This window comes from Saprospiraceae bacterium (genome assembly GCA_016713025.1).
Lineage (GTDB): Bacteria > Bacteroidota > Bacteroidia > Chitinophagales > Saprospiraceae > OLB9.
In genome coordinates, this window is the sequence record JADJPZ010000004.1 from 158239 (window position 1) to 182718 (window position 24480).

Below are 24480 nucleotides of genomic sequence, written 5' to 3' on the forward strand. Positions count from 1 at the left end.
ATAATTTAACTGATTTCTTTACTTTCTGTGCAGAACTGGTAGTTCCAATAATTTATAACTCTAGTTGAAAACCACCAAGTATGTTCAATCTCGATGTAGAGTTCAGGAAGTATATTTTGAAATGTTCCAAACATACCTCGAAACTCTTTAAGGCCGAAATATAATACTTGATGACGCGTTTTATCTTTTAGTGGATTGTTACAATAGGTACTGTAATTATCAAAAGGTAAATTGGGGAAGCAAATATTTATTGTTGCAATTAATTGCTCTTCATCTATCCATTCGGGAACTTCTTTTAATGTGGCTACATGATCATACTCTGGTTGCCATAAGACAGAATGCATTATATGGGCTTCTTTACCTCTTCCAAACAATACATAATCTTCAAATCGTTTTGAAATTTCATTTCTGTTTATATGTCTGTAGTGCACTACCCTTTCTACTGTAACCTTAACATTAGTCAACCACGGTGTAACCTCTGGCTTTTCCCAATACCCACCCCAAGGCGGCTGAGGTAATGTAGCATTAGGCAACTTCATACCCATTAGTCTATTGTCCGGAGCATCTTTTTTGACAGGAACAAGTTCAGTTGCCACTTCTTCTGCATTTTCGACTGAAGTCCAGACATTTGCATTAAACTCTTTTCTATTTCCGGAAGCAAGGCTTGGTATCGTAAATGCATCAACTTCTTCCGACCCAAACCAATTCCCCAAATAATGTGAATTTCCATTTATATTTCTGTCTTCTAAAATTTTTTGTTTGACATCGTCAGGAATAGAGACCTCCAGTATCAATTCATAGGAATGAGCTTCCATGTGGGTCATTATTTGATGAACGAGAAATAGGGTATCTTTTCCCACAATGCAAAATGCATGGTGATCGGGAGCATTTTTGATCGTTTGATTGTCCATTTTGTTAAAGAAATTTTGGTTTTTTGAAATTTTTAGGTTATTAAGAATCAAATATAGCTTTTTTTTTTGTATTTTCACATTGTTGACATATTTATTTAAAAAATAAGGGCATTCTATCAAATTTATTCTAGTTTGTGTCAATAACCAATTGTGCCAAAGCTCTCATACCAACTATAAAACCGCTTTCGTCTATATAAAAATCAGGTGTATGGTGCTGGGAAGCATCCAGCGTGTCGACATCCCTGGGTTTTCCTCCAAGAAAAAAGAAAAGACCAGGTACTTTTTGTGCAAAAAATGAAAAATCCTCAGCTCCGGTGGTTGCCTTTACTACCCGAACATTTGATTCTCCTGCTGCTTTTTCGAGTGAAGGCAGCATTTTAGCTGTAAGTTGGGGATTGTTAAAGGTAACTGGATATCCGGTATGGATTTTAACTTCAGCTGTTGCACCTGTACTTTCTGCAATTTTTTCAGCGGTAAGTTTGATCTTTTCGTGCACTATTTTTTGCATTTCTGTATCAAGTGTGCGTATGGTACCAATCATTTCCACTTCTTCCGGAATGATGTTATTTCTGACTCCACCCGATATCTTACCAATAGTAATAACTGCAGCTTCATTTGTCAGGTCCAATTGCCTGCTTACAATCGTCTGGAGACCAAGGATGATCTGTGCCGCTGTGACTATGGGATCAACTCCTGACCATGGCCGCGAACCATGCACTTGTTTACCCTTGACCTTGATAGAAAACTGGTCTGCAGCAGCCATAGTGCCAAGCGGTTTATATGTGATTGAGCCAGCATCTACTACACTTGAAATATGAAGGCCATACATGACCTGAATACCATATTTGTCTATTAATCCCTGCTTGATCATGAGTGCTGCTCCACCTTCGTCTCCGAGAGGAGCACCTTCTTCAGCAGGTTGAAATACAAAAACTATTTTTCCTTTCAGATCATTTTTCATCGCATGGAGCATCTTGGCTACACCCATCAGGATGGCCACGTGACTGTCATGACCGCATGCATGCATGACGCCTACTTTCTGCCCCAGATATTCTGATTCTTCTTTGGATGCAAAAGGCAATTTGACACGTTCGTATACAGGAAGACCGTCCATGTCTGCCCTTAGACCGATCACCGGTCCCGGCTTACCCGTATTCAGTACTGCCACGACACCTGTGTGGGCCATACCTGTTTCGATCGACACATCAAGCCCTTTTAGATTTGCTGCAATATAAGCCATCGTTTTAAATTCTCGATTGGACAGCTCAGGATATTGATGCAAATGCCTCCTCCACTTTATGACATCACTTTCATTGGCTTTTGCCAGTTCAGCGATCATATTTTCAAGTTTTTCCTGATTATTTACTACCTTTGGCGGATTCCTTTTTTGACCGCAAAGAAAAATACCAGACAACACAAAAATGGTAATGAATAAAAATCTCATATATGAATAATTTTAATTTTGATGAATCAATAATACTCCAAAGGAAATAAATTTTATGCATAAAAGTAATTTTCAGCTTATAATTTTATTATTTTCATTATTGGTCTATGGTTATTTCAATCTACAGAGCCAAAATATCAGCCCAATCAGTAATAAAAAAATTCATCAATACATTATTGAAAATGGCATGTCTTTGATCGGAAAGCCATATAAAGGTGGTACCCTTGAAAGTGAAGGCCCTGAAAAATTAACCTATTTTGATGATGCATTTGATTGTGTGACTTTTGTCGAATACGTTCTCGCCAAGTCAAAAACTCAGGACATAATCGATAAAGAAAATTTTGAATCCTACTTAACAAAAATGAGGTACCGGGATGGTGTGATAAATGGATATGGTTCGAGGTTGCATTATTTTACAGAATGGATATTGCAAAATTGCACACAGAATAATTTTCAGGATATAACTAAGTCTATCGGTGGAATCCCATATGTAAAAACTATAAACTTCATATCTAGACATAAAAGTAAATACGCAAAACTTAGTGTTATTGAAGATTTGGAAAAAATAAAGACTTCAGAAAAAAGACTCAACAATCACAAACGTTACTACATTCCCAAAAAAACTTTAACGAAAGTGCAGCACCGGATACTAGACGGAGATGTTATAGCTTTCACGACTTCCATCAGTGGATTGGATGTGGTACATACTGGTTTTGCAAAGTGGGTAAAAGGAAAATTATGCCTTTTGCACGCATCAGAGACAGAGAAAAAAGTGGTACTGACATCTCTGAGTCTTGCAGAATATATCATGCGGAATCAGAACCAATCCGGTATCATAGTTGTCAGGTGTCTTAAATGAGTATAAGAGTTTAAATTTTTATCACTCTCAAATAAATATAGCGATAGTCGCAAATAAATAATTACAATAAAATTAACTAAATTAATAGAACTGGTGCATTCGATTTTCCGTTGTAAAGAGAAAATTGAATATCGTGAATAAGATAATATTGATCCTTGCTTTCGTCTTGAGTATAAATGCCCATGTGGACGCTCAGCTTAAAGACCTGATGAAAAAGGCAAAAACCGCAGCAGGTATTGCTACCGGAGATGAAAATGAGATGAGTTCTGCCATGAAAGAAGCACTACAGTTGGGGATAGATGCTGCAGTGGTACAACTTTCTGCAGATAAGGGATATCTTGAAAGTCCATACAAAATACTCATTCCTGAAGATGCTCAAAAAGTCATTGATAAAGTCAAATTGGTCCCGGGTTTTCAGGATGTCGAATCAAAACTCACCCTCCAAATGAACAAAGCTGCAGAAATTGCTGCAAAAAAAGCGACTCCTATCTTTGTTGATGCTTTCACAAAAATGACTGTAAAAGATGCTGCATCTATAATAAGTGGACCTGAAAATGCAGCTACAAACTATTTAGCAACCACTTCCAGGGTTCAACTTTATGATGCATTTTTGCCAGTGATTCAAACCAGTCTCGATGAAGTAAGTGCGCGCACATATTGGAAAAGTGTCGTTGACGCGTATAATAAAATACCTTTTGTCAAAAAAATGAACCCAGCTCTGGATGATCATGTGAACAATAAGGGATTGGATGGTCTGTTTTCACTTATTGCTGTAAAAGAAAAAGGTATCAGGACGGACGTCAATCAGAGAAGCAGCGACCTCCTGAAAAAGGTTTTTGGTAAGAAATCTTAAATTTTACGTGTTTGTTTAGGAATAAGTCTTTTGATTTTTCATACTTTTACCGTCAGTAAACCAACCTTTATCTTCGATTGAAACCTGTATTTGGATTATTTGCCGGATTGAGCACAGCAGCATTGATCATAGTGATGGCTCAAATGATCAATGAAGGTCTGTACCCACAACCTATGGATCTGGACACCGATAATCATGAAGCGCTTTCTGCGTGGATGAATACCCTACCTACCAAAATATACATCATCATAGCGATAAGTCATGGACTATCTGCCTTTGCTGCCGGACTCATCAGCAGTTTAGTATCAGGATTTGGCAGATTGACATTTGGGCTGATTGCTTTCTGTGGTATTTTTATACCTGTAATGATTTATCTTTTCACATATCATTTTCCGGTCTGGTTTGTCATCACAGATACCGTCATCACTGCTATCCTTGGTTTTGTAGGCGCCATCACCGGTAGTGCCAGATATGTAAATTAGAGCATGTTTACAATCCTATCAATCTACCTTTACTCTTGAAGATTCACTTTCTGAAGCACTGCTTCTGCCATTCAGGTTTTTCATTTTTGTATTTCCGAACTGATAACTTGCTGTCAATCTCAATTGCCTGGTAAAGTTTCTCTGATAAAAGCTGACTCTTACATCACTGAAATCGATAGTAGCGTTTGAATTTTGCTTGTAAAACACATCGTTAAAACTCAAGGCAACCCTACCCTTTTTGTCAGCAAAAGATTTTGAAATGCCTATATTGACACCGGAGATATTATCAATAGTTAAAAATTCTTCTAAAAATTTTGTCAGGTAAAAGCCGCCGAATTCCATTTTAAAATCTTTCGGAAGATTGGCATTGATCTGCCAGTAAGCTAACCAATGCCATCTGCTGGCTTCATATTTCAGTCCTTGATATGTTGCATTGTAAGAGTTAAATATAGCCTGATTACCTCCAAATCCATCAATGACTTTTCCCAATTTTATTGGAAAATTGAGTTGAATTTCCACTCTCTCCTGGTTAGCTAGGTTTTCAGCTGTGGTAAATGTACGAGTACCTTCGAGTCTGGGAGCATTTTCTATGATCACATCATCAGTTTTATAATATGCAATTCCAATAAATGGCTGGCCATCATAAGTAAGGTTGAGTTGTGCTGTATTGATGATCTCAGGGCGCAATGTCGGATTGCCTCTGGTATAAGTAAGTGAATCAATAAAATATGTAAAAGGATTTTGCTGTTGAAAGCCAGGCCTGTTGACTCTTCTGGAATATGAAGACTGAACCGCCATGTGGCTATTAAATCTGTAAAGAGCACTTGCACTTGGAAATAATTGTGTATAATTCCTATCCAAAACTATTGAATCCAATGATTTGCCGGAGATGACAGTCTGCTCAGCCCTAAGCCCTCCGTTCAATTCAATTTTTCCTAATGTTTTACTCAGATTTACATAAGCGGCGTTAATACTCTCCTTGTAAAGAAACATATTTGACTCGCGGTCAGACCTGATATTGTTTCTGTAAAAATTGAGATCATTATCTACACTTGCAAATGATGACTTCATACCTGTCTCCATTCTAAATGTAGAATCAAAGGGATGTTTATAATCTGCTTTTGCAACATAAATATTGACCGGCTGATCTACATCTTGTGTGGAATATGATTTGTTTGTTGATCTGTCATCCGGATAAATTATCAGGTTGTTGATATTTCTGGTATTGAATCTGTTATAGTCAAAATCAACATTGAAAGTCCTGCCGGTTTTTCTGTCAAACTCATATTTATAATAAGTGCTTCCATATAGTCCACTTCTTTTACTGTCAGAATGATTTTCTGTGATAAAAGAATTGAAAAGTTCAGTTTCCAATTGATTGTAAACCTGAGTTTTATTAAAACCATCTCCGACCCCGCCACGTCCCCAGTACCTGAAAACTAAACCTGCAGTAGCTTTTTCAGTAGCAAAATAATCAGCGCCAAGCCTAATATTTCTAAAATTATAGCTATTATTCTCAAGATTTTTTCCTTTATAGACTTCCTTATTGATATATCTATCCACAATAAAGGCTGAAAAATAGGTACCCTGATTAAAACTCGTATTGCCGGAAAGGTTGATTTTACCATTGCGATACGTAGCATTAACTGATGGATTGATACGATAGTAATCTTTTGTATTACCATTGACATCAGATTGGTCTACCCTAAAGCCCCCAAGGGTCATAGCCGCAGTTCCTTTGAAACCCAGATCTGCATTCCTTTTCAGTACTATGTTCAGGATTGGTCCGCCGGCTGCATCAAACTGAGCTCCCGGTTGGGTGATGAGCTCAATCTTTTCTATCTGATCACCAGGCATATCTCTAAGGACAGCATTCATATCGGTATAAAGTGACGGCTTACCATCAATCCAGATTTGAAGATTTTGACTTCCACCGAGAGTCACTCTATCCTGTGTAACTACAACACCCGGTACTTTCTGGAGAATTTCCATAGCTGTACCACCTGCTGCTACAGCACTGTTGGCTACATTTACTACAAGCCTATCGGATTTTTGCTCTAAAAAAGGTCTTTTAGCTGTAATCACAGGTTCATCCAATACTATACCTCTGTTTATAAAATTGATATCCACTGTGGCAAATTGATTTGAAGCTTTGAGTTCAAAAATGTCACTGTAAATACTTGTATACCCCAAAAATGAAGCTAAAAGTCTGTACTGACCAGGTGATACGTTTTCGATTTTGTAGGCACCAAGGTCGTCAGTAAGACTTCCTTTTATTAAGAGAGAATCACCGGCTGCGATAAGAGATGCTGAAGCAAAAGGAATCGGATTTCCATTTTCGTCCCTGATGATACCCTTGACTATCAATTGGCTATAAGCGCTTACAACAAATAAAGTGATGATAAGTGTGAAGTAATAACGATTCATCTGCATAGTGATCTTTGATTTGATTGTTTGATTTTTTGGAATTGGAGTATGTTTAGATTGCTAATATTTGCCTTTTAAGGCACTCCGAAGAATTATCTGAATACATGTAAAGACGTTATGAAATTCAGTATGGTTGCAAAAAACTTGAATAATATTTCTGTAACTATTGATTTAGAGTATGTTTAAATTTTGTTTTTAGATAATGAAGTGAGCTTATTTTGAGTTAAAAGAGGTAAATTTTGCAGGCCGCCGCGGCGGATGTGCAATTCGACCTGGCTTACTCTGAACTTAAATAAATTTTGCTTTAAAATTCGGCAGGCAGGCGAAAAATTTAACAAATGTGCAGCCAATATATGACGTATTATTGCTAAAGGACAAATTTTAAACACTCGTAGGTATATTCAAAATTTTTCTTATTTGTAAATTAAAAGATAATGATTTTGGCAATAAGATAATCAACGAATTTGGATTGCCAGAAAACTAATTTTATATGCGTGCATGTGAGATAAATAAAGACGATTATATTTAAGCCAGGTTCATAATATATTGATTTTATGTCAATAAAAATTTAAACATGCGCTAAATTTCATTTTCATATAAAATTTAAGAATCGCGAATTGTTTTGAAATAAATATTTTAAATTGGCTTTGTATTTTTAACTTATCAATAATATCTAAATAATGTATCGCATCGAAGTTACAGTTTTCTACCTGAAGCAGGCAGAAACTGAGACGGATGGGGGTATTAATTAATACCTAAATATCTAAAATGAGTTCCGTAATGAAGATCCAAAGTACAACCTGCCCGCTTCGGAGCAGGCGGGTAAAATAAGCATTTTTGACGACAAATAGTACTTTGTGCAGCTATGCTGTAGTCATCGCTACAGCATAGCTGCACACGGTATGGTGCATGACTGAACGGTGCGACTGCAAAATTGAGTGGGAGCTCAATTTAGTGAAGGAACCGTCAGCACACCTGACGGCATGGTCATCTTGTTTCATAGGTCAGAATGCAGTAATTTTGGTCTGGAATAGGAAATTCATTTTAGATTTTTAGGTAAAAGTCACAAGTTACAAACTTGCACCAGCATGGGGTTTGTAAATACACAAAAGCCACACAACTTTTGATTTGTTATGTGGCTTTTTACAAAAAAGATGCCAGTAAATGAAGTTCTAAAAGATCTTAAATCTTTCAAAACATGCTTTTTCCAGATCTTCTCTGTCATCTGGATGGGCAATATTGATTAAGGCTTTTGCTCTCTGTCTCAGGTTTTTGCCATACAGGTATGCGACACCTTGCTCAGTCACTATATAATGGGCATGAGATCTTGTGGCTACTACACCTGCTCCTTGTTTCAGGAATGGCACGATTCTGCCTAATCCTTTATTGGTTCTGGATGGTAATGCTATGATCGGTTTTCCTCCCTGACTCAATGATGCGCCTCTGAGAAAGTCCATCTGACCACCCACTCCGCTGAACTGATAAGTACCTATGGAATCAGAACATATCTGACCTGTCAGGTCTACTTCAATCGAAGCGTTGATCGCTACTACTTTAGGATTTCTCTTGATGACATGAGGATCATTGACATAGTCTATATCCAAGAATGAAAATGCAGGATTATCATCTATATAATCGTAGAGGTTTCGGCTGCCAAGAGCAAAACCTGTGACTATCTTATTGGGGTGTATGGCTTTATATTTGTTGGTAACCACGTCCTTGTCAAAGAGATCAATGATACCATCTGACAACATTTCTGTGTGTACACCTAAGTCTTTATGGTTACCAAGACATCGCAATACAGCATCCGGTATAGCTCCGATACCCATTTGAATAGTACTTCTGTCCTCTATTAAATTGGCTATGTGTTCACCTATTTTTATTTCGTCAGCACCTACCCGTTCTCCAAATGAAGCTTGATGCAATGGTTCTTCAAAATAGGTAATGGCGTGAAATCTTTTTGTATGGATCAGACCGTCGCCATGAGTTCTGGGTACATTCGGATTCACTTGAGCTATCACTTTTTTGGCTGTATTGACTGCAGACCTTGCCACGTCCACTGACACACCCATAGAGCAATAACCATGTTTGTCCGGCGGAGAAACCTGAACAATCGCCACATCAATGGGCAGGATATTTCTTTTAAACAGTTCCGGTATCTCACTTAAAAATATAGGAACGTAATCTGCCCGACCTTCATTGACATCTTTTCGTATGGGTTCTGAGACAAATAGTGAGTTAATATTGAATGAGTCTTCCATTCCGGGCTGATCTACAAAAATCTGGCCTAAAACACTAATGAATACTAACTCAACATCCTTTAATCTATCAGACTGAAAAGATAGTTCTTTCAGCATGTTGGTGGGAGTTTGTGCACTTCCATGGATAAAGACTCTGTCTCCACTTTTGACCAATTGTAATGCTTCGGCTGCAGAGATATAATTTACAGGTAATCGCATATTTATACTAATTTTAATTCTGCTGCAAAGGAACGACTTTTAACTTAATCTCATATATGATATCTGTCAGTTATATGAATAATTAAAATCATTTGAATTAAAATTTAGACCTGCATTGTTAGGTATTTTACCATTTTTGGTGCAATCTTTGCATTAGAAATTTTAAATGTTTCAATAATGACTGAAGGCCAACAGGCTCCACGTACCCAAGCCCAGATATCCAGGGCTGCCATACAGCGATTGTACGTATCAATGAGACACCTCTTTCTGAGAGGTGGATATAAACCATTAGGAGTCTCAGGAGAGTCCATGATCGAGGCAATGCTCTCACTGAAACCTGAAATTTACGGTCTTATCGCTGATGAAGAGAAAGTAGAACTTGAAGGTCTGCTATATATATTTCAGAGGTTGCCAAAAGGTATCGAACAGTGCAGATATATCAAATTGATCTCCAGGGAAGGATATGATCATTCTCATTTTGAAAAACATGTGCCGCCCCGCAGGAAGCGCGATTGTTATAGGGTAGATGAGGAACAGATGTTTATTGAAATGACGAGAGGGGGAAGTGATATTTATGATATCCTCACCCACCTGACATTTATGTATATTGAATCTGAAAAAATCAGAAAAAACAGCCTGGATTCCCGTGGCAGAAAAAATCGGTCATGGCTCATGCTTGAGAAACTAATAGCAGATATTCATGAAGAAAAAGAAATCAACGTCGAAGTGGGTTTTACCTACCTTAATACCATCCTCGGAAGAACTTACGACGAAGTGGCATCCGCTTATGGCAGATTTGAAAAGTCAGCCGAAGTAAATAGCCTGTTTGAGATCACTTACTGGCTGGGCAAACTGAGTATGGAAGAATTTTTGACTCAGATAGATAGAGAAATCACCTTTTCGCCCGCACTACGAGAGAATTTGGGCAACCACATTTATGGTGAAAAATGGGCAAACACTATCAAAAAGACACTGTGGGATAATGATCTTTTCGAAAGACCTATTCACATCATCAGTGCCAATTTACATAGCGTGATGAATTGTTTTTACGCCAAGTCTGCACTGACCAAAAAAGTAAAGTTTGAAAGCTTGGAGCAGTTTGCTGAAATTCTCAGTATGGATGACAATGCAGATATGAGAGCCCTTGTGACCGATTTTGCTTTAAAAAATGGAATGAAAAAACTATCAGACACTAGCGGAACCAATATAGGTGTTCAGATATTTGATAGTGCGTGTATAGATATCAAAAATGTAGCGGAAGAAATTGGGTTTACTCAAAAACCAAAGGACAAAAGTCCGGTTTTTATTGTAATGGATTATGCTTTTGGAGAGCAAGCCTACGAAACCATGGATGAATTGCTCAAGCCTTATGTGATCCATGAGCAGAGAAATCGCCTCAATGTCAGATCCATCAATATCATGGGTAAGGCCGGGATACTCGAAGGTGACAAAGGGGATATTATGATCCCCACAGCCCATGTATTTGAAGGAACTGCGGACAACTATCCACTTGAGAATTCTCTTACACCATCCATGTTTGATGGTTGTGGACTTGGAGTATATGAAGGGACAATGATTACTGTTCTGGGTACTTCATTGCAAAACAAAGATATTCTGACCTATTTTTGGAGATCGTCCTGGAAGGCCGTAGGATTGGAGATGGAAGGAGCTCACTACCAGAAGGCGATACAAGCAGCGTCAAAAATTCGGAATAATATCAGACCGGATATCAAATTGAGATATGCATATTATGCATCTGACAATCCTCTAGAAACAGGCAGCACTCTTGCTTCAGGAAGTCTGGGACTTGACGGGGTCAAACCCACATATCTCATCACTCTGGAAATACTAAAGGGTTGTTTGAAGGATGATTGAAAGTAGATAAATTTATTTGCAATATATTGTATTATAGATATATATAAATATAAATATTGTTAATGTAATTCATTAGAAAATAATTAAATTTTGAATATTCATGTGATAAAGTATGTAAATGGTTAATTTTGCGGCCTTAATTCTTTTTACTCCAATCTATTTGGTGTAGAATAATTTTTTTAACTAAATATTTCAGTATATGAAAAACTTGATGATTCTTTTAACATTTGTTTTTGTGGGGCACCTGATGGCGACAGCCCAGGAAGACACTCAGATGAAAGAGGAGATGAAAGTCTCTACCGATACCTCGATGACTTGTTCTGATTGTGATCGCAATATCATATCAGTGGGAGGTAAGTATTATTTCAATACCCTTAGCAATACACGGACAACACTTTCCAATAGTGGTTTTATCCTCGAGCAGGAAGCCATAGAGTATCAGGTTAGATTGTACAATTTACCCAAGATATTCTATTATCAGCAATTGGGTACATTAAACAGTACTAACTATGTGTCGGTGACAGGTATAGGTCTTAAGGAAGATTTTCGTTTTCCTGTGTTCAAGTCATCTGCATTTATTTTCACTCCGTATGTTGAGCTTGGAGGTGGGCTCTTCAGAATGAATATCGCCAAAGGTGTGAAATCAAATTCCATCACATCTGTTCTGGGATCTCAGACCGAAAGCCACACTCTTGACAATTTTGTAGTAACGGGTGATGTTGGTATTGATCTGGGAGGAAAGTTTAAACTTAACAACAGAAGCGTATCTATAACTGTCAATGGTGGATATATAGCCAATTTTCCCACTGAATGGAGACTTGCAGGTTCTTTGGCATTTAAGGAAAAAATTAACCTTGCCAGTCCTTATGCCGGAGCAACGATAAGAATCGATATGAATGATTGCGGTAGCAATTGCTGCAAATAATTGATTCTATTAAGGAAATAATCACTAAATATCATGATCATTTATGACTTAAGTCATTTCAAATAGCTATAGAATCGTTGATATTTGTACAATAAGTAAGCTTACCAATAAAATGGTAGATTAAATTACTTATTTGAATAATTTTATTATGAATAGGCGAATTAATATAATCCTGATTACTATTCTTGGATTTTCAGCTTGCAGCCCAATATATTATGCACCGAGTATTCAAAATGTTCCAATGATCTCCTGTAAAGGTGAGAAAAATATATCTTTATCGGCAGGTTCGAGTAATATAAATAATATTTTTAATACTATTTCTACCCTCGACCTGCAAAGTGCATATGGAATCACTAATCATTTATCTTTTCAAATTAATGGTGGCTATTATTTTGCTAAAGAAGATAAAAGTGATGCTGGAGGATCAGGCCATATGTTAGAGACGGGAATAGGATATTTTACAAAAATTAATAAAAACACAATAGTTGAATGTTTTGGAATTTTTGGATTTGGAGATTTTAATAACAAAATCGAAATATCAGCTATTAGTGCAAAAGGTAATTATCAAAACATTTCAGGAAGTTTAATAAGGTTAGGTATCCAACCTGCCTTTGGATTCAAATTTAAATCATTTGAAGCTGCTTTGTCTTCAAGAATGGTAAGATTAGAATATAAAAATATTAGAGGGTATTTATTGTATGGTGGAATTGACCAGGTAGATTTATTAAAAAATAAGAATTCACATTACCTATTTGAACCTGCAATAAGTTTGAAAACAGGGTGGGAAAATATAAAATTCCAGTTGCAATATGGCAGAAGTTTTAATTTGACCAATCCCAACTTCAGACAAGGAAAGGATTTTATTTCAATTGGGCTGAATTTTAATTTTAATTAGCAAAATCAAGTTTGTAAATAATATCCAAACTAAGGTATGTTTAAATTTTTATTGCCTTAAAATCAATATATTATCAACCTGACTTCAAAATAATCACCTTATTTAGTTCGCTAAATGCGTTGATTATTTTATCGCCAGAACAATAATCTCTTGATTTACAGCTAAGAAAAATTTTAAACATGCTCTAAAAGAAATATACTCAAAATAAATTGATTTGCGAAAATTGCCTTTCACATTTTATTGATTTTGAGTATAATATACTAACATGACTGATTATGCTTTTGATAGAGTGGGTATAACTTATGATTTCACCCACACACATAGTTTAGAAATATCTGAATGATTAATTGAAAAGAATAAACTACAGTGATCTTAAAATGGGTAATAGGATTTATTTTTTTAGAATCTTTCTTCTGGTTTAGTTCTTAGTCAGTATCTTTGTCCTTTCTAACATTTTTTAAGTAAATTTGTAGTTTTGGTATTCTTATGTTTAAATTATAGTGGACAGAAAATATTCTGCGAAAAATTTAAATCATAATGTATTGTAAATTAAATAATTATGATTGTAAATTTTCGCAATCAATTTTCTGTTTGGTATAATATCACTACATCACTTAAACCTTAACCTTTGAAAGATATAGCAGAACTTTTGGCAAGAATCTGGATATCCTTTGTATTTATTTATGAAGCACTGGATGCACTTGTCTTCTTCCATAAGACAAAAGCTACCATGACCGCTTATGGGATATTGTGGCAACAGGATTTGGTACTCAAAGTAACCATATTTATCTTATTGATAGGTGGTATTTTAGTCCTGATCGGATCCTTTGCCAGAGTTGGTGCTACTTTGCTTCTTCTTTATTGGTTCCCTATGACATTGATTGTGTACTCTTTCTGGGATGACCCCGGAGACTTAAGGCGATTGCATACCTTGTATTTTATGCGCAATCTGGCTTTGTGCGGCGGATTGTTATTGCTTATAGCCAATGGAGCTGGCAAGTATAGCATAAAAAGACTTATTTATATCATGAAGCTCCCGAAATAACTTAAACCCAATATGGCTAAAAAATTGAGATTATTTGACGAACCCTCTGCATTGACAGGTGTTGCAGCATTTCACGATGTATTTGGCATGCCTGTATTGCCCACTCCTGCCATTCCTGACGAAAAACGTTGTAATCTTAGAGTGGCTCTCCTGCAGGAAGAATTGGATGAACTGAAGACGGCCATACTTGAGAATGATATCGTTGGGATAGCCGATGCCTTGAGTGATCTTCAGTATGTACTATCAGGAGCGGTACTTGAGTTTGGTCTTGCATCCAGATTTAAAGCCCTTTTTGACGAAGTACAAAGATCAAACATGAGTAAACCGTGTAAATCATACGAGGAAGCTCTGGCAACTCAGAAATATTATCTGGATGAAAAGAATACACCATCTTTCATAGAAGAAAAAGAAGGAGAATATCTTGTCTATCGGCAGGCAGACAGAAAGGTATTAAAATCCATCAATTACTCAGAAGCAGATCTGCAGACCATCGTTTTCAGATAGCCGGTTTTTGCCGTCAATCATCTAAACTGCAGCTACCTATAGGTGCACCCGGAGGCACAGGTACAGCGGAAGGAAGTTTAATTTGTTGGATTTTAGCCGGGTCGGTATTCATCAACGACACCAGATAATTGATTAACACTTTGCTTTTTTCTTCTGAACCTTTTTTAGCAATAAGTGATTTTTTATGACTTTCTAATATGTTTTGAATGTGCGCTTTCACATGATGAGAAATATTTTCACTGATACTCAAAGCTAATAACCTGCCGACAAATTGAGTATTAGCACATTGCGAGACGACATCCGCGGATATATTTTTTGCCAGACTATTGGATAATTCTTTTAAATGTTCTGATAATCTTCCATCACCAGCCAACCTACTGAGCCTGTCAGGATGTAATAAAAGATCCAGAATTTGTCCTGTAGCACTTTCATACACCTTAAGATAGTCAAAAGCCGGGGCAGCACCGGTGGGAAAACTTTCACGACTGCGATCATATCCGGAAGCAGTTGGAAAAAGCAACCCTTTGATGTGGTCTGGGACGGCCAGATACTTGTCAGTAAGAAGATTAAGAAGTGCAGAAGTGGCTTTCATCTGACGGTTACGATCTACGGGTTTTAGTGGTTCGATTTTGCCAAAACCTTTTACGGCGTAATGGTATTCAAGACCTCCTATCAGTTTACTGACTGCTTCCACCTGATATCTGTGCATAAAGTAGACGGGAACAAATATTTTTTCAAGTTCTGAGACCGGTGTGCCTTTAGGTATAGTATTTAAGCCAAATTCTTTGACAGCGTAAGTTCTGATGGCCATGATCCTCTCCAATTCAGCAATAGGATCAGGACCATTGTCCCAAAGGTGATTTATCGGTGAGGCACTACCGGCACTTCTCGCATCCTCATCTGTCAGGTATTTCAGACCTAGTCTATGATTCTCATTGATGATAGTTTCAAGCCCCGCTCTTTCAGATGCTTCATTCGGGTATTGACTATATCCGTACATAATAGCCCTTTTGTCCCACAGTCCGATTTTATCATCATAGGCCTTTGAAAAGTCAGGCTTGCCCTGATTGTCTAATGTAATATATGGATGTGGATAATCCATGACAGATGCTCTGTCGTTGGTACTTGCTGCAAAGTTGTGTGCCAGTCCGATAGTGTGGCCTATTTCGTGTGCAGAAAGTTGTCTTAATCTGTCCAATGCCATTTTGGTCATGATGGCGTGATTTTCATCATTGGCACCATACGGTGATGCTATGCCCTGGGCTATCATAAAATCCTGTCTCACACGTAGAGACCCCAATGAAACATGACCTTTAAGTATTTCGCCGGTCCTGGGATCGGCGATCGATGATCCATATGACCAACCACGAGTACTGCGATGCACCCACTGTATCATATTGTACCTGACATCAAGCGGATGTGCACCTGTGGGTAGTTCCCTGACATCAAATGCATTTTTAAATCCGGCAGCTTCATATGCCTGAGCCCACCATTTGCCGCCTTCCATGAGTGCTGATTTTATTGGTTCAGGACATCCGGGGTCTATGTAATATATGATGGGTTCAACAGGTTCACTCACATCCTGGTCAGGATATTTTTTTTCAAGCCTGTGTCGGGTGATGAACCTTTTTTCAATTGGCGAATGTATAGGAGTGGCGTAGTCATAATAGCTCGTGTAAAAGTATCCACTCTCAGGATGAAAAACCCTTGGTGTATACTTGTCGTCCGGCAATTCGATAAAAGATACATGCTGTCTGTAGGAGACTGTTTCAGGGGAAGGTGATACACTTTTGATGTAGCCACCTGTAGGCTCCCCGACAAAAGTCAGGATAGACTCCAGTTCGATATTTTTTGGAAAGGCATGTATATTGTCAAAAAATAATGCGGATCGGCTTTTTTCAAGCTTATATGTACCTTGTTTGGTATCTTTAAGAGTATTGACCACCATATTGAGATCTTCAAGAAGCAACGGTGCTATATCTATAATGTAGATTTTATTTTCAGTTTTTTCGATTTTGAATCCAAAAATGACAGATTTTGCAAAGGCTTCTTCAACAGCTCTGACTTCGAGTGCATTATTGGAAATTGCCCTGTATTTTAGATTGGGTTGAATCAATAAGATCTTATCGCCATGTTTTTCAAATCTGACTACTCTTACATCACCAAGTTTGCCGCGATCCAGACCCAGATCATTTGACCCGATACCTGTACCAAAGGCATTGACCATCAGGATATCCTGATTGAGTTTATCTATTTTGAACAGTAGCTTTCCACTGGAATCCTGATATTCAAAATTGAAAAATCCCTGATATTTTTGTCCTAAAAGAGATTGAGTGCTCAATAACGAAAACAAAACTATAGTAAACAATTTTAAAAAATTCATGATGCTGGTATTTTTAAGGTTGCAATATATGGAATATATCCTTAAAATAAATTGGTTGCGAAAAATGGCTCAACTATAGTGAACATAAAATGTTCTGTAAAAAAATCAAATCATAATGTATTTTAAAGGTGATAGAAAACATTCTACAAAAAAAATCAAATCATAATATATTGATTATTAAAAAATTATAATTTTTTATTTGGCAATCAATTTTCTGTTTGGCAGAACAACTAAAGGCCTCTGTTTGACGAAAATCGATTTTTTAAACCTATATCGAACATAATTATACGAACATGATACATAATTTATTTCAAAACCCTGATTTATGCAAACAATTTCCATTACTTGTTTCCTATTGTTTGATTGGCAATTCATAATTCATTAACTTTGCAGTTTTTTAGAATACGTTTCATGCAAAAACGTCGTAAATTGTGGTTATGAAGGCATTACACAACAGGATAAACAGATACATCCTAAAAGAAAAAATTCAAAATGACAAGACTTCCAGAGTAACTTTGTCTTTTTATCAGTACTATCATCTCGGCAACCCCGGATTGTTCAGAGATCATTTATATATCATTTTGTCTGAGTTAGGCGTATTTGGTCGGATCTACGTATCTTACGAAGGGATCAACGGCCAAATATCAGTTCCAGATGCAAGAATTGAAGATTTTAAAAATGCAATACACACCATCACTTTTCTCAGAGATATAAGGCTCAATTGGGCTATAGAAGATGATGGAAAATCATTTTACAAACTCATCATCCGGGTACGCGATAAAATCGTTGCTGATGGTCTGGACGACAAAACTTTTGACGTTACAAATAGAGGTATACACCTCAAGGCTGAAGAATTCAACTTACTCACCGATGACCCAGAAACTATCATTGTAGACATGCGCAATCACTATGAATCGGAAGTAGGACATTTTCAGGGTGCGATATTACCTGATGTAGAAACCTTCAGAGAAGCACTGCCCGTCGTAGAGCAATTACTCGAAGACAAAAAGGACAGAAATATCATCATGTACTGCACAGGTGGAATCCGGTGCGAGAAAGCCAGTGCCTATTACAGACATAAAGGATTTTCCAATGTATACCAAGTCGAAGGCGGTATCATAGAGTATTCCAGAAGAGCTAAAGAACTGGGTATTGAGAACAAATTTATTGGCAAAAACTTCGTTTTTGACGAAAGACTGGGTGAAAAAATATCGGACCATGTCATAGCCAAATGCCATCAGTGCGGCGCGCCTTGCGATACACATGTCAACTGTGCGAATGAGGAGTGCCATATACTTTTTATACAGTGTCCTGCCTGTGCTCAAAAATATCAACACACTTGTTCTGTAAAGTGTAAAGAATTTATAGAGTTGCCGGAAGGCGAAAGGTCATTGTTGAAAAATACTATTGCATTTAATGGTACAAAGTTCGGAAAAGGAAGGTATAAAGCATTCCATAAGTCTGAAGTATTAGACACTTCCAATCATGAGTAAAAATATGACACTTCTTTCATTGTATGGTTCGTATCATATAAGTGATGGACTATTGTCAATTAGATTATTGATTTTATCATTTTAACTCATATAGTATTTAAGATGAATTTACAGTCCTATGGTATATACACTTTAGCTTCCTGCTTGAAAATTAGTATTATAGGATTTTTTGGGCTTGGCTGGATCGTATTCATTCAGGGTTGTGCCAGCACAGGTTCGCCATCAGGAGGTCCCAGGGATGTGACACCACCCAAAATGGATAGTACAAGATCTGCACAAAACCGTCAGACAAATTTCAAACCACGTCAGGTTGATTTCTATTTTGATGAATTTATTGAGGTACGTGACCCGATCAAGGAAGTACTGGTCTCTCCACCTCTTACATACATACCGCAGGTGACGCACAGAGGTAAAAAAGTAAGTTTTGCATTTGATGAAAAAGAAGTTCTCAGAGAAAATGCCACCTATACCATCAATTTTGGCGAGTCTGTTGTTGATTTTCATGAAGGTAATAAACTTCCCAATTTTAACTTTGTCTTTGCTACAGGTCCGGAACTGGACAGTATGACTTTCAAGGGTAAAATCACTGATGCACTCACAGGGGAACCCGATCCGGAGATGGTCGTATTCCTTTACGACAACCTCACTGACTCCGTCGTAGCTAAGGAGAAACCTTTTTATTTTGCACGTCCCGACAAATCAGGTAATTTCGAATTTCAAAATGTAAAATCTGATACTTTCAGGTTGCTGGCTATCAAAGATGAAAATATCAATTACAGGTACGATCTTCCGACAGAAAAAGTGGCATTTTATGATAGCCTGATTGTGTTAGTAGATTCAGCATCTTACAATATTCATCTGGTTTCTTCCCTGCCAAAACCAAAACTAAAGATCTTGTCCTATGATACAAAAATATACGGTAAGATCAACATCCTATATAACACTAATCCGCCATCTCCTACTGTCTTGGATATACCTCATCAAGACATCATTTTCTCTAATGAAATCGTAGAAGACTCCGTCAATATCTACTATGAAACGGCTCTGGACTCATTCGCAGTGATCATTTATAACGACACTCTAAAAGTAAAACCTAGAGGAAAACAGGATTTTATAAAAAAAAGCCGTCTGAAATTGTTATCAACGAATGCAGGAAGTAAAGTGCTGCCTACTGACTCTCTTGTATTTAATTACAATATGCCCTTACAACTGAACTCTTCAAAAAACATCATCATCACAGACACCATAGGACAGATCGACGATATCAGGATTACAACCTCTGATGATAAAAAAAGTATGATCATCCGGTACCCGTGGAAAGCCGGTGAAGAATACAACATCTCCTTTGACAGTAACACTGTACAAAGCATCTATGGTCATGCTGCAGATAGCCTGGATATGGAAGTAAAAATACTCAAACCTGATCAAATGGCAAGTATCAATTTTTTAATATCTGATTTGGATAGTACTGCCACTTATATTATCAATATTCAAAAAGAAAAACTTCTTATCAGCAGTACAAAAGTGTCTTTCGAGTCAAAGTCTGCTATAAAACTGACAGGATTGGTACCTGATAAATACAACGTTGAGATATTTCTTGACGTTAATAATAATGGAAAATGGGACCCGGGAAGCTATTGGACCAAAACACAACCAGAACCATACAGATTTTTCAAAGGAGAAACTGTCAGAGAAAATAAAGAAACCGACATCAATATCTCCTGGAAAATCAACTCAGAATCCGCAACCAAACCTGATGGCCCGCTACTCAATCCACCACTGAACATTAAAAACTAAAAGATGATCTTCAGATCCGACAATCTCGTAAAAACGTATGGACAACGCACTGTCGTCAACAAGGTATCTATCCATGTCGATCAAGGGGAGATAGTAGGGTTATTGGGGCCAAATGGAGCTGGTAAAACCACTACTTTCTACATGATGGTAGGCTTTATCAGGCCGGCTGAAGGACAAGTATATCTTAATGAAGAAGATGTCACACGCGATGCGATGTATGTAAGAGCGCAAAAAGGAGTAGGATATCTGCCACAAGAACCAAGTGTTTTCAGAAAACTTTCTGTCGAAGACAACATCATGGCAGTGCTGGAAATGACAAAACTGACTAAAGAAGAACAAAAGGAAAAACTTGAATCACTGATAAGTGAATTCAGGTTAGATAAAGTCAGAAAAAATATCGGCGATTCGCTGTCGGGTGGTGAGAGACGGAGGACAGAAATTGCCCGGTCACTTGCATCAAGTCCAAAGTTTATCTTACTCGATGAGCCTTTTGCTGGTATAGATCCGATAGCGGTGGAAGATATTCAGCTTATAGTGGCAAAATTAAAGACAAAAAATATAGGCATCCTTATTACAGATCATAACGTGCAGGAAACTTTGTCTATCACTGACAGAGCTTATCTGATGTTTGAAGGCAGTATACTAAAAGCCGGAACTGCCGAAGAGCTTGCAGCTGATGAAGTTGTAAGGCGTGTCTACTTAGGCAAAAATTTTGAATTAAAAAAGAAAGTGATAGATTTTGAAGACTAAATATCTTACAATGTTTGTGTTAGTCGCAGTTGGGTTATTGTCATGTGGTATTGACGACAACCAACTCACAGCCGAAGAAAAATATACAGTAGATACTTTATTTGGCAACAAATTGAATGATTTACGTATCTATACCGATTCACTATGCAAAGTGGAAAGAGATACCCTTTTTATCAGATATGCAGACTCAATGCACAGCGTCAGAATCAAAGAAATCGAAAATCTTTTGATAATAAATCCTGCTGAGGAATGAAACTATCACTCTACTTCAATATTTTATTAATTGGGCTGGTATCATGTGATGATACCGCGGTGGTACTGGACATCAACAATCCTAAAATCAAGGAAGCCTATGAAAACCGCAGAAGAGAATACATCAATGAAAACCTGAAAAACTGCAGACAAGATATCATCGGTAAAGCAGGAATTTACGTGGATTCACTCATTGCAGCTGAAATTGACTACAGAATCAATGATTCCATCATTTTTCCAGAAAAACCGATCAAACCGGAATGGCCTGGTGCTATCATAGTTCCGGATTCTATCAAAGCAAGACCTATCTTTAAATAAACGGTTTTTATTTTGCGTGGTAAAGGGTATTTACTCTTTTACCATTTTCGTATACCGCAATAAAAGCGTCTCTGAAGCCTAATTTTCTTATCTTATACACATCTGATGCAGCATTTTTAATGTCTTTATAACCCGTAAGTGTATATCTGTGTACTGCCTTGTTTGGAAAAAATTCTGTCGAGATATCACCAACTTCTGCCAGCTTAGGGAAAGTTGCATTTGGCTTTTTAATCGCGATAAACTGAATTCTGTATTCTGTTGTGTTGCTGGGCACTTTTGGTGAGTTAGTTGAAGATTTACTTTCGTCTACATTAGTTAAATCAGTCTTTTTGACATTTTTCATTTTCCCTTCAGTTGAACATCTCTCCAGATGAGAAGCAAAAATGATTTCCAAGGTTCTCGCATCAGCATCTTTATAATTTTTTACAAAATCTTTATACTCGCTTTTTGCTTCTGCACAATTTCCCATAGCACAAAGCGACAAGGCAAACATATATTTAGCTCTGGGGTATTTAGGATCTGCTTTCAGCTTGTTGAAACAAGGGAGCGCATTCTCAAAATCGTTGGTTGCAAAATAGGATTCACCAGCCTTGTGTAAAAATTCAGCGGCTTCTTCATCATATTTCGCTTCTGGAGCTTCATAAGTAGTAGCAGGAATTTCTATTGGAGCTTCATTGGCATTGATCACAGGAATTTCTTCCATTGCAACTTCTTTATTTTCTTTTGGAGTTGTGACAACAGGTGCGATAGGCAGATCAATTTCTGGTTCAGGTTTTACTACGATTTCTTCTTTATTTTCTTCAATAATATTGGTAGCGACTTTTTCCTCTGTCACCGGCATAGTAATTTCTCTTATTTCTTCGGGCATCATTTTAGTCACCTTAGTCGGAACTGGTCTTCCCAGTTGAAATATCAATCCCAAATGAACATTGACCACATTTATATCAGCAGCACCGGTTTGAGATAATTTTTGAGCTTCAAAATACTCTGCATCTTCTATGACACCATTTCTGTTTCCATCCTGTGCATTGCGGTAAGAATAATCATAATTAAACTTGCTCATGTAAGATGTGGTCAAGTATTCGGCTTTGGCCTGAAATCCAAGCCATTGATTCATTTTAAAAACAAACCTGGTACCCCCATTCCATGCAAGTTGATAATTTTCTGATGTGCCTGAAAAATGATATATCTGATAGTATTGATTGAAAAAAGATTTTGCAAAAACCAACTCAGGGACATTGATCTGACCTAAGCCTGCTTTTGCATACAAATCCCATTCAAACCTTTTACCTGCAATTTTGAAAGTCGGCCCTGCCAAAACATATTTGGTATTCCAATTTTCTGCATTAGTATTTGAAAAATCTTCAAGATATTTTTTTGAAATATAGGAACTAAATAAGTCCCTGCTTACATTACTGAATTGACCTGCTGAAAAACCTACACCAATGTTTTTGAAAAAATAATCAAACCCACCTGAAAAACTGGTCCCTCTGCCTGCAAACATGTGAGGATCCCCAAATTTTAATATCGGTTGAGAACCTCCTGCACCCAAATCAATTTGCAAAAATTTATTTGACTGAGCATATTGAACTGAAATTACTACCCAAACAATCAATACTGAATGTATAATTCTACTTCTCATAACTATAAAATGTAAAATGAATATCTAAATAATGCGATAAAAAAAATATGGATAGGTCCTTTTATCGATGCAAAAGTAAATATTTAATTTAATATGACATATTATTTTTTAATAAAAATTTTAAACAATTGATTATCTAGAGTTTACAATAATAATTATATAATTTAATAATATGTTAATCATATAACAATAAAAAAATATATGAAGAATATTCGGAGTTTTTTTTAACCGAAATAAACAAGAATTTGTCTATACTGCATCCTTTTCGCTTAAGTGTCGCCCTACCCTGGACGTTTCTCAGTCGAAAAGGAAAATCAACCACTAAGCAGACCATAGCGAAGACTGGCTGGCGATTTTTGGCTCTTTAACCCGCTACACAAGGTGCAATAAAGTTTTGTGAGTAATTTTAACATCACAACCACTTGTAGCCAAATGGTGTAATTTTAATCATCCTCAGAGCATTTCATCACTCTAAAAAAGAAAGCCGGCATCTATTTGCCGGCCTTCCTTAATTCCGATAACACAAAAACAACAGAAATCACTATTTCACCTCAATCGCTTTTGGTGTAATGACTGCTTTTGGTTCTTTTTTATCAATTCCGATATGAAGTATGCCATCTTTGTAAACAGCAGCTATCTTATCTTCTTTCACATTGTCAGGCATACTGAAAGATCTGTTGAATGTTTCATAGCTGAATTCTCTCCTAAGATAATTTCCTTCTTTGTCCTTTTCCTCTTTTTCCATCCTTTTCTCAGCCTTAATGTTGAGAATTCCATTCAGTAATTCTACTTTAAAATCATCCTTTTTCATACCAGGCGCCGCGAGTTCTATATGGTACTCTTTGTCTGTCTCCTTGAGATTGACAGATGGCAGAGTAGAGCCCACTTTTGCAAAATTTTTGTCATTCCAGTCGAAAAAGTCTTTTGTAAAAAAATCATCAAAGAATGTTGGGAAAGTAGGAAACAGTGATGGTTTTTTAACTACTTGTGACATAACTAAATATTTAAAAGTGAATTAATCTTTATCAACGGTACAAAAATATAATAAATATCATCCAATTGTCAATGACTAATATCATCATGAGATATGATTTGATGTGCTTTTATATAATACGGTTCAATATTCGGATACACCCAATATTTTCTGGTCATTTTAGTTTTCTCAT

The 24480-nt window shown here is 36.9% G+C and carries 20 protein-coding genes; 13 read left to right on the forward strand and 7 right to left on the reverse strand.

What is annotated here, in order from left to right; translation table 11 throughout:
• Positions 1–5: 5 nt before the first annotated feature.
• Both IPK35_07220 and IPK35_07225 read right to left on the reverse strand, forming a co-directional pair.
• Entirely contained in the window at positions 6–911 is a 906-nt protein-coding gene (locus IPK35_07220) for a hypothetical protein (protein ID MBK8053048.1), read from the reverse strand.
• 127 nt (positions 912–1038) lie between these two features.
• On the reverse strand, positions 1039–2355 hold the full coding sequence (locus IPK35_07225) for an amidohydrolase (GenBank protein ID MBK8053049.1): 1317 nt from the start codon (positions 2353–2355) through the stop codon (positions 1039–1041).
• A gap of 55 nt (positions 2356–2410) precedes the next feature.
• On the opposite strand from IPK35_07225, the gene IPK35_07230 reads away from it, so the two are divergent.
• The 3 genes from IPK35_07230 (at position 2411) to IPK35_07240 (ending at position 4549) form a co-directional block, all read left to right on the forward strand.
• Positions 2411–3214, forward strand: a complete 804-nt coding sequence (locus tag IPK35_07230; protein ID MBK8053050.1) for a DUF1460 domain-containing protein — start codon at positions 2411–2413, stop codon at positions 3212–3214.
• Positions 3215–3422: 208 nt separating this feature from the next.
• Positions 3423–4067: a DUF4197 domain-containing protein gene (locus IPK35_07235; GenBank protein ID MBK8053051.1), complete on the forward strand. Its 645-nt coding sequence runs from the start codon at positions 3423–3425 to the stop codon at positions 4065–4067.
• A gap of 77 nt (positions 4068–4144) precedes the next feature.
• A complete protein-coding gene (locus IPK35_07240) occupies positions 4145–4549 on the forward strand; it encodes a hypothetical protein (GenBank protein ID MBK8053052.1) in 405 nt (134 codons plus the stop codon).
• Positions 4550–4567: 18 nt separating this feature from the next.
• Here IPK35_07240 and IPK35_07245 read toward each other — a convergent pair whose 3' ends face one another.
• Positions 4568–6976 (reverse strand): TonB-dependent receptor, encoded by a 2409-nt coding sequence (locus IPK35_07245; GenBank protein MBK8053053.1) that lies wholly within the window; start codon positions 6974–6976, stop codon positions 4568–4570.
• Between the two features lie 1172 nt (positions 6977–8148).
• Complete coding sequence (locus IPK35_07250) at positions 8149–9435, reverse strand: acetyl-CoA hydrolase/transferase family protein (GenBank protein ID MBK8053054.1); 1287 nt, start codon at positions 9433–9435, stop codon at positions 8149–8151.
• 177 nt (positions 9436–9612) lie between these two features.
• On the opposite strand from IPK35_07250, the gene IPK35_07255 reads away from it, so the two are divergent.
• From IPK35_07255 to IPK35_07275, 5 genes are all read left to right on the forward strand, one after another.
• A complete protein-coding gene (locus IPK35_07255) occupies positions 9613–11310 on the forward strand; it encodes a hypothetical protein (GenBank protein MBK8053055.1) in 1698 nt (565 codons plus the stop codon).
• Between the two features lie 199 nt (positions 11311–11509).
• Positions 11510–12235, forward strand: a complete 726-nt coding sequence (locus IPK35_07260; protein ID MBK8053056.1) for a hypothetical protein — start codon at positions 11510–11512, stop codon at positions 12233–12235.
• 133 nt (positions 12236–12368) lie between these two features.
• A complete protein-coding gene (locus IPK35_07265) occupies positions 12369–13130 on the forward strand; it encodes a hypothetical protein (GenBank protein MBK8053057.1) in 762 nt (253 codons plus the stop codon).
• Positions 13131–13758: 628 nt separating this feature from the next.
• A complete protein-coding gene (locus IPK35_07270; GenBank protein ID MBK8053058.1) occupies positions 13759–14175 on the forward strand; it encodes a DoxX family protein in 417 nt (138 codons plus the stop codon).
• A gap of 12 nt (positions 14176–14187) precedes the next feature.
• Entirely contained in the window at positions 14188–14679 is a 492-nt protein-coding gene (locus IPK35_07275; GenBank protein MBK8053059.1) for a nucleoside triphosphate pyrophosphohydrolase family protein, read from the forward strand.
• A 13-nt stretch (positions 14680–14692) separates the two neighbouring features.
• Here IPK35_07275 and IPK35_07280 read toward each other — a convergent pair whose 3' ends face one another.
• Complete coding sequence (locus IPK35_07280) at positions 14693–17062, reverse strand: zinc-dependent metalloprotease (protein MBK8053060.1); 2370 nt, start codon at positions 17060–17062, stop codon at positions 14693–14695.
• Positions 17063–17499: 437 nt separating this feature from the next.
• Between IPK35_07280 and IPK35_07285 the strand changes: the two genes are divergently transcribed.
• From IPK35_07285 to IPK35_07305, 5 genes are all read left to right on the forward strand, one after another.
• Positions 17500–18555 (forward strand): rhodanese-related sulfurtransferase, encoded by a 1056-nt coding sequence (locus IPK35_07285; protein MBK8053061.1) that lies wholly within the window; start codon positions 17500–17502, stop codon positions 18553–18555.
• 102 nt (positions 18556–18657) lie between these two features.
• Complete coding sequence (locus IPK35_07290) at positions 18658–20352, forward strand: Ig-like domain-containing protein (GenBank protein MBK8053062.1); 1695 nt, start codon at positions 18658–18660, stop codon at positions 20350–20352.
• A 3-nt stretch (positions 20353–20355) separates the two neighbouring features.
• Positions 20356–21102, forward strand: a complete 747-nt coding sequence (gene lptB / locus IPK35_07295) for an LPS export ABC transporter ATP-binding protein (GenBank protein ID MBK8053063.1) — start codon at positions 20356–20358, stop codon at positions 21100–21102.
• Between the two features lie 10 nt (positions 21103–21112).
• Entirely contained in the window at positions 21113–21355 is a 243-nt protein-coding gene (locus IPK35_07300; protein MBK8053064.1) for a hypothetical protein, read from the forward strand.
• Positions 21352–21672, forward strand: coding sequence for a hypothetical protein (locus IPK35_07305; protein ID MBK8053065.1), 321 nt, complete (start codon positions 21352–21354; stop codon positions 21670–21672). The genes IPK35_07300 and IPK35_07305 overlap by 4 nt, the downstream gene beginning before the upstream one ends.
• Positions 21673–21679: 7 nt before the next feature.
• Here IPK35_07305 and IPK35_07310 read toward each other — a convergent pair whose 3' ends face one another.
• Together IPK35_07310 and IPK35_07315 are read right to left on the reverse strand one after the other, a co-directional pair.
• Positions 21680–23314 carry a hypothetical protein gene (locus IPK35_07310; GenBank protein ID MBK8053066.1) on the reverse strand — a complete coding sequence of 545 codons (1635 nt, stop codon included), beginning with the start codon at positions 23312–23314 and terminating at the stop codon, positions 21680–21682.
• 541 nt (positions 23315–23855) lie between these two features.
• Positions 23856–24308 (reverse strand): Hsp20/alpha crystallin family protein, encoded by a 453-nt coding sequence (locus IPK35_07315; protein ID MBK8053067.1) that lies wholly within the window; start codon positions 24306–24308, stop codon positions 23856–23858.
• Positions 24309–24480: the final 172 nt, after the last annotated feature.

What these genes read in the sequence shown, in the direction of transcription:
- IPK35_07220 (MBK8053048.1), bottom strand. Translation starts at nt 911, where the DNA reads ATGGACAATCAAACGATCAAAAATGCTCCCGATCACCATGCATTTTGC.
- IPK35_07225 (MBK8053049.1), bottom strand. Translation starts at nt 2,355, where the DNA reads ATGAGATTTTTATTCATTACCATTTTTGTGTTGTCTGGTATTTTTCTT.
- IPK35_07230 (MBK8053050.1), top strand. Translation starts at nt 2,411, where the DNA reads ATGCATAAAAGTAATTTTCAGCTTATAATTTTATTATTTTCATTATTG.
- IPK35_07235 (MBK8053051.1), top strand. Translation starts at nt 3,423, where the DNA reads ATGAAAAAGGCAAAAACCGCAGCAGGTATTGCTACCGGAGATGAAAAT.
- IPK35_07245 (MBK8053053.1), bottom strand. Translation starts at nt 6,976, where the DNA reads ATGAATCGTTATTACTTCACACTTATCATCACTTTATTTGTTGTAAGC.
- IPK35_07250 (MBK8053054.1), bottom strand. Translation starts at nt 9,435, where the DNA reads ATGCGATTACCTGTAAATTATATCTCTGCAGCCGAAGCATTACAATTG.
- IPK35_07255 (MBK8053055.1), top strand. Translation starts at nt 9,613, where the DNA reads ATGACTGAAGGCCAACAGGCTCCACGTACCCAAGCCCAGATATCCAGG.
- IPK35_07260 (MBK8053056.1), top strand. Translation starts at nt 11,510, where the DNA reads ATGAAAAACTTGATGATTCTTTTAACATTTGTTTTTGTGGGGCACCTG.
- IPK35_07275 (MBK8053059.1), top strand. Translation starts at nt 14,188, where the DNA reads ATGGCTAAAAAATTGAGATTATTTGACGAACCCTCTGCATTGACAGGT.
- IPK35_07280 (MBK8053060.1), bottom strand. Translation starts at nt 17,062, where the DNA reads ATGAATTTTTTAAAATTGTTTACTATAGTTTTGTTTTCGTTATTGAGC.
- IPK35_07285 (MBK8053061.1), top strand. Translation starts at nt 17,500, where the DNA reads ATGAAGGCATTACACAACAGGATAAACAGATACATCCTAAAAGAAAAA.
- IPK35_07290 (MBK8053062.1), top strand. Translation starts at nt 18,658, where the DNA reads ATGAATTTACAGTCCTATGGTATATACACTTTAGCTTCCTGCTTGAAA.
- lptB (MBK8053063.1), top strand. Translation starts at nt 20,356, where the DNA reads ATGATCTTCAGATCCGACAATCTCGTAAAAACGTATGGACAACGCACT.
- IPK35_07300 (MBK8053064.1), top strand. Translation starts at nt 21,113, where the DNA reads ATGTTTGTGTTAGTCGCAGTTGGGTTATTGTCATGTGGTATTGACGAC.
- IPK35_07305 (MBK8053065.1), top strand. Translation starts at nt 21,352, where the DNA reads ATGAAACTATCACTCTACTTCAATATTTTATTAATTGGGCTGGTATCA.
- IPK35_07310 (MBK8053066.1), bottom strand. Translation starts at nt 23,314, where the DNA reads ATGAGAAGTAGAATTATACATTCAGTATTGATTGTTTGGGTAGTAATT.
- IPK35_07315 (MBK8053067.1), bottom strand. Translation starts at nt 24,308, where the DNA reads ATGTCACAAGTAGTTAAAAAACCATCACTGTTTCCTACTTTCCCAACA.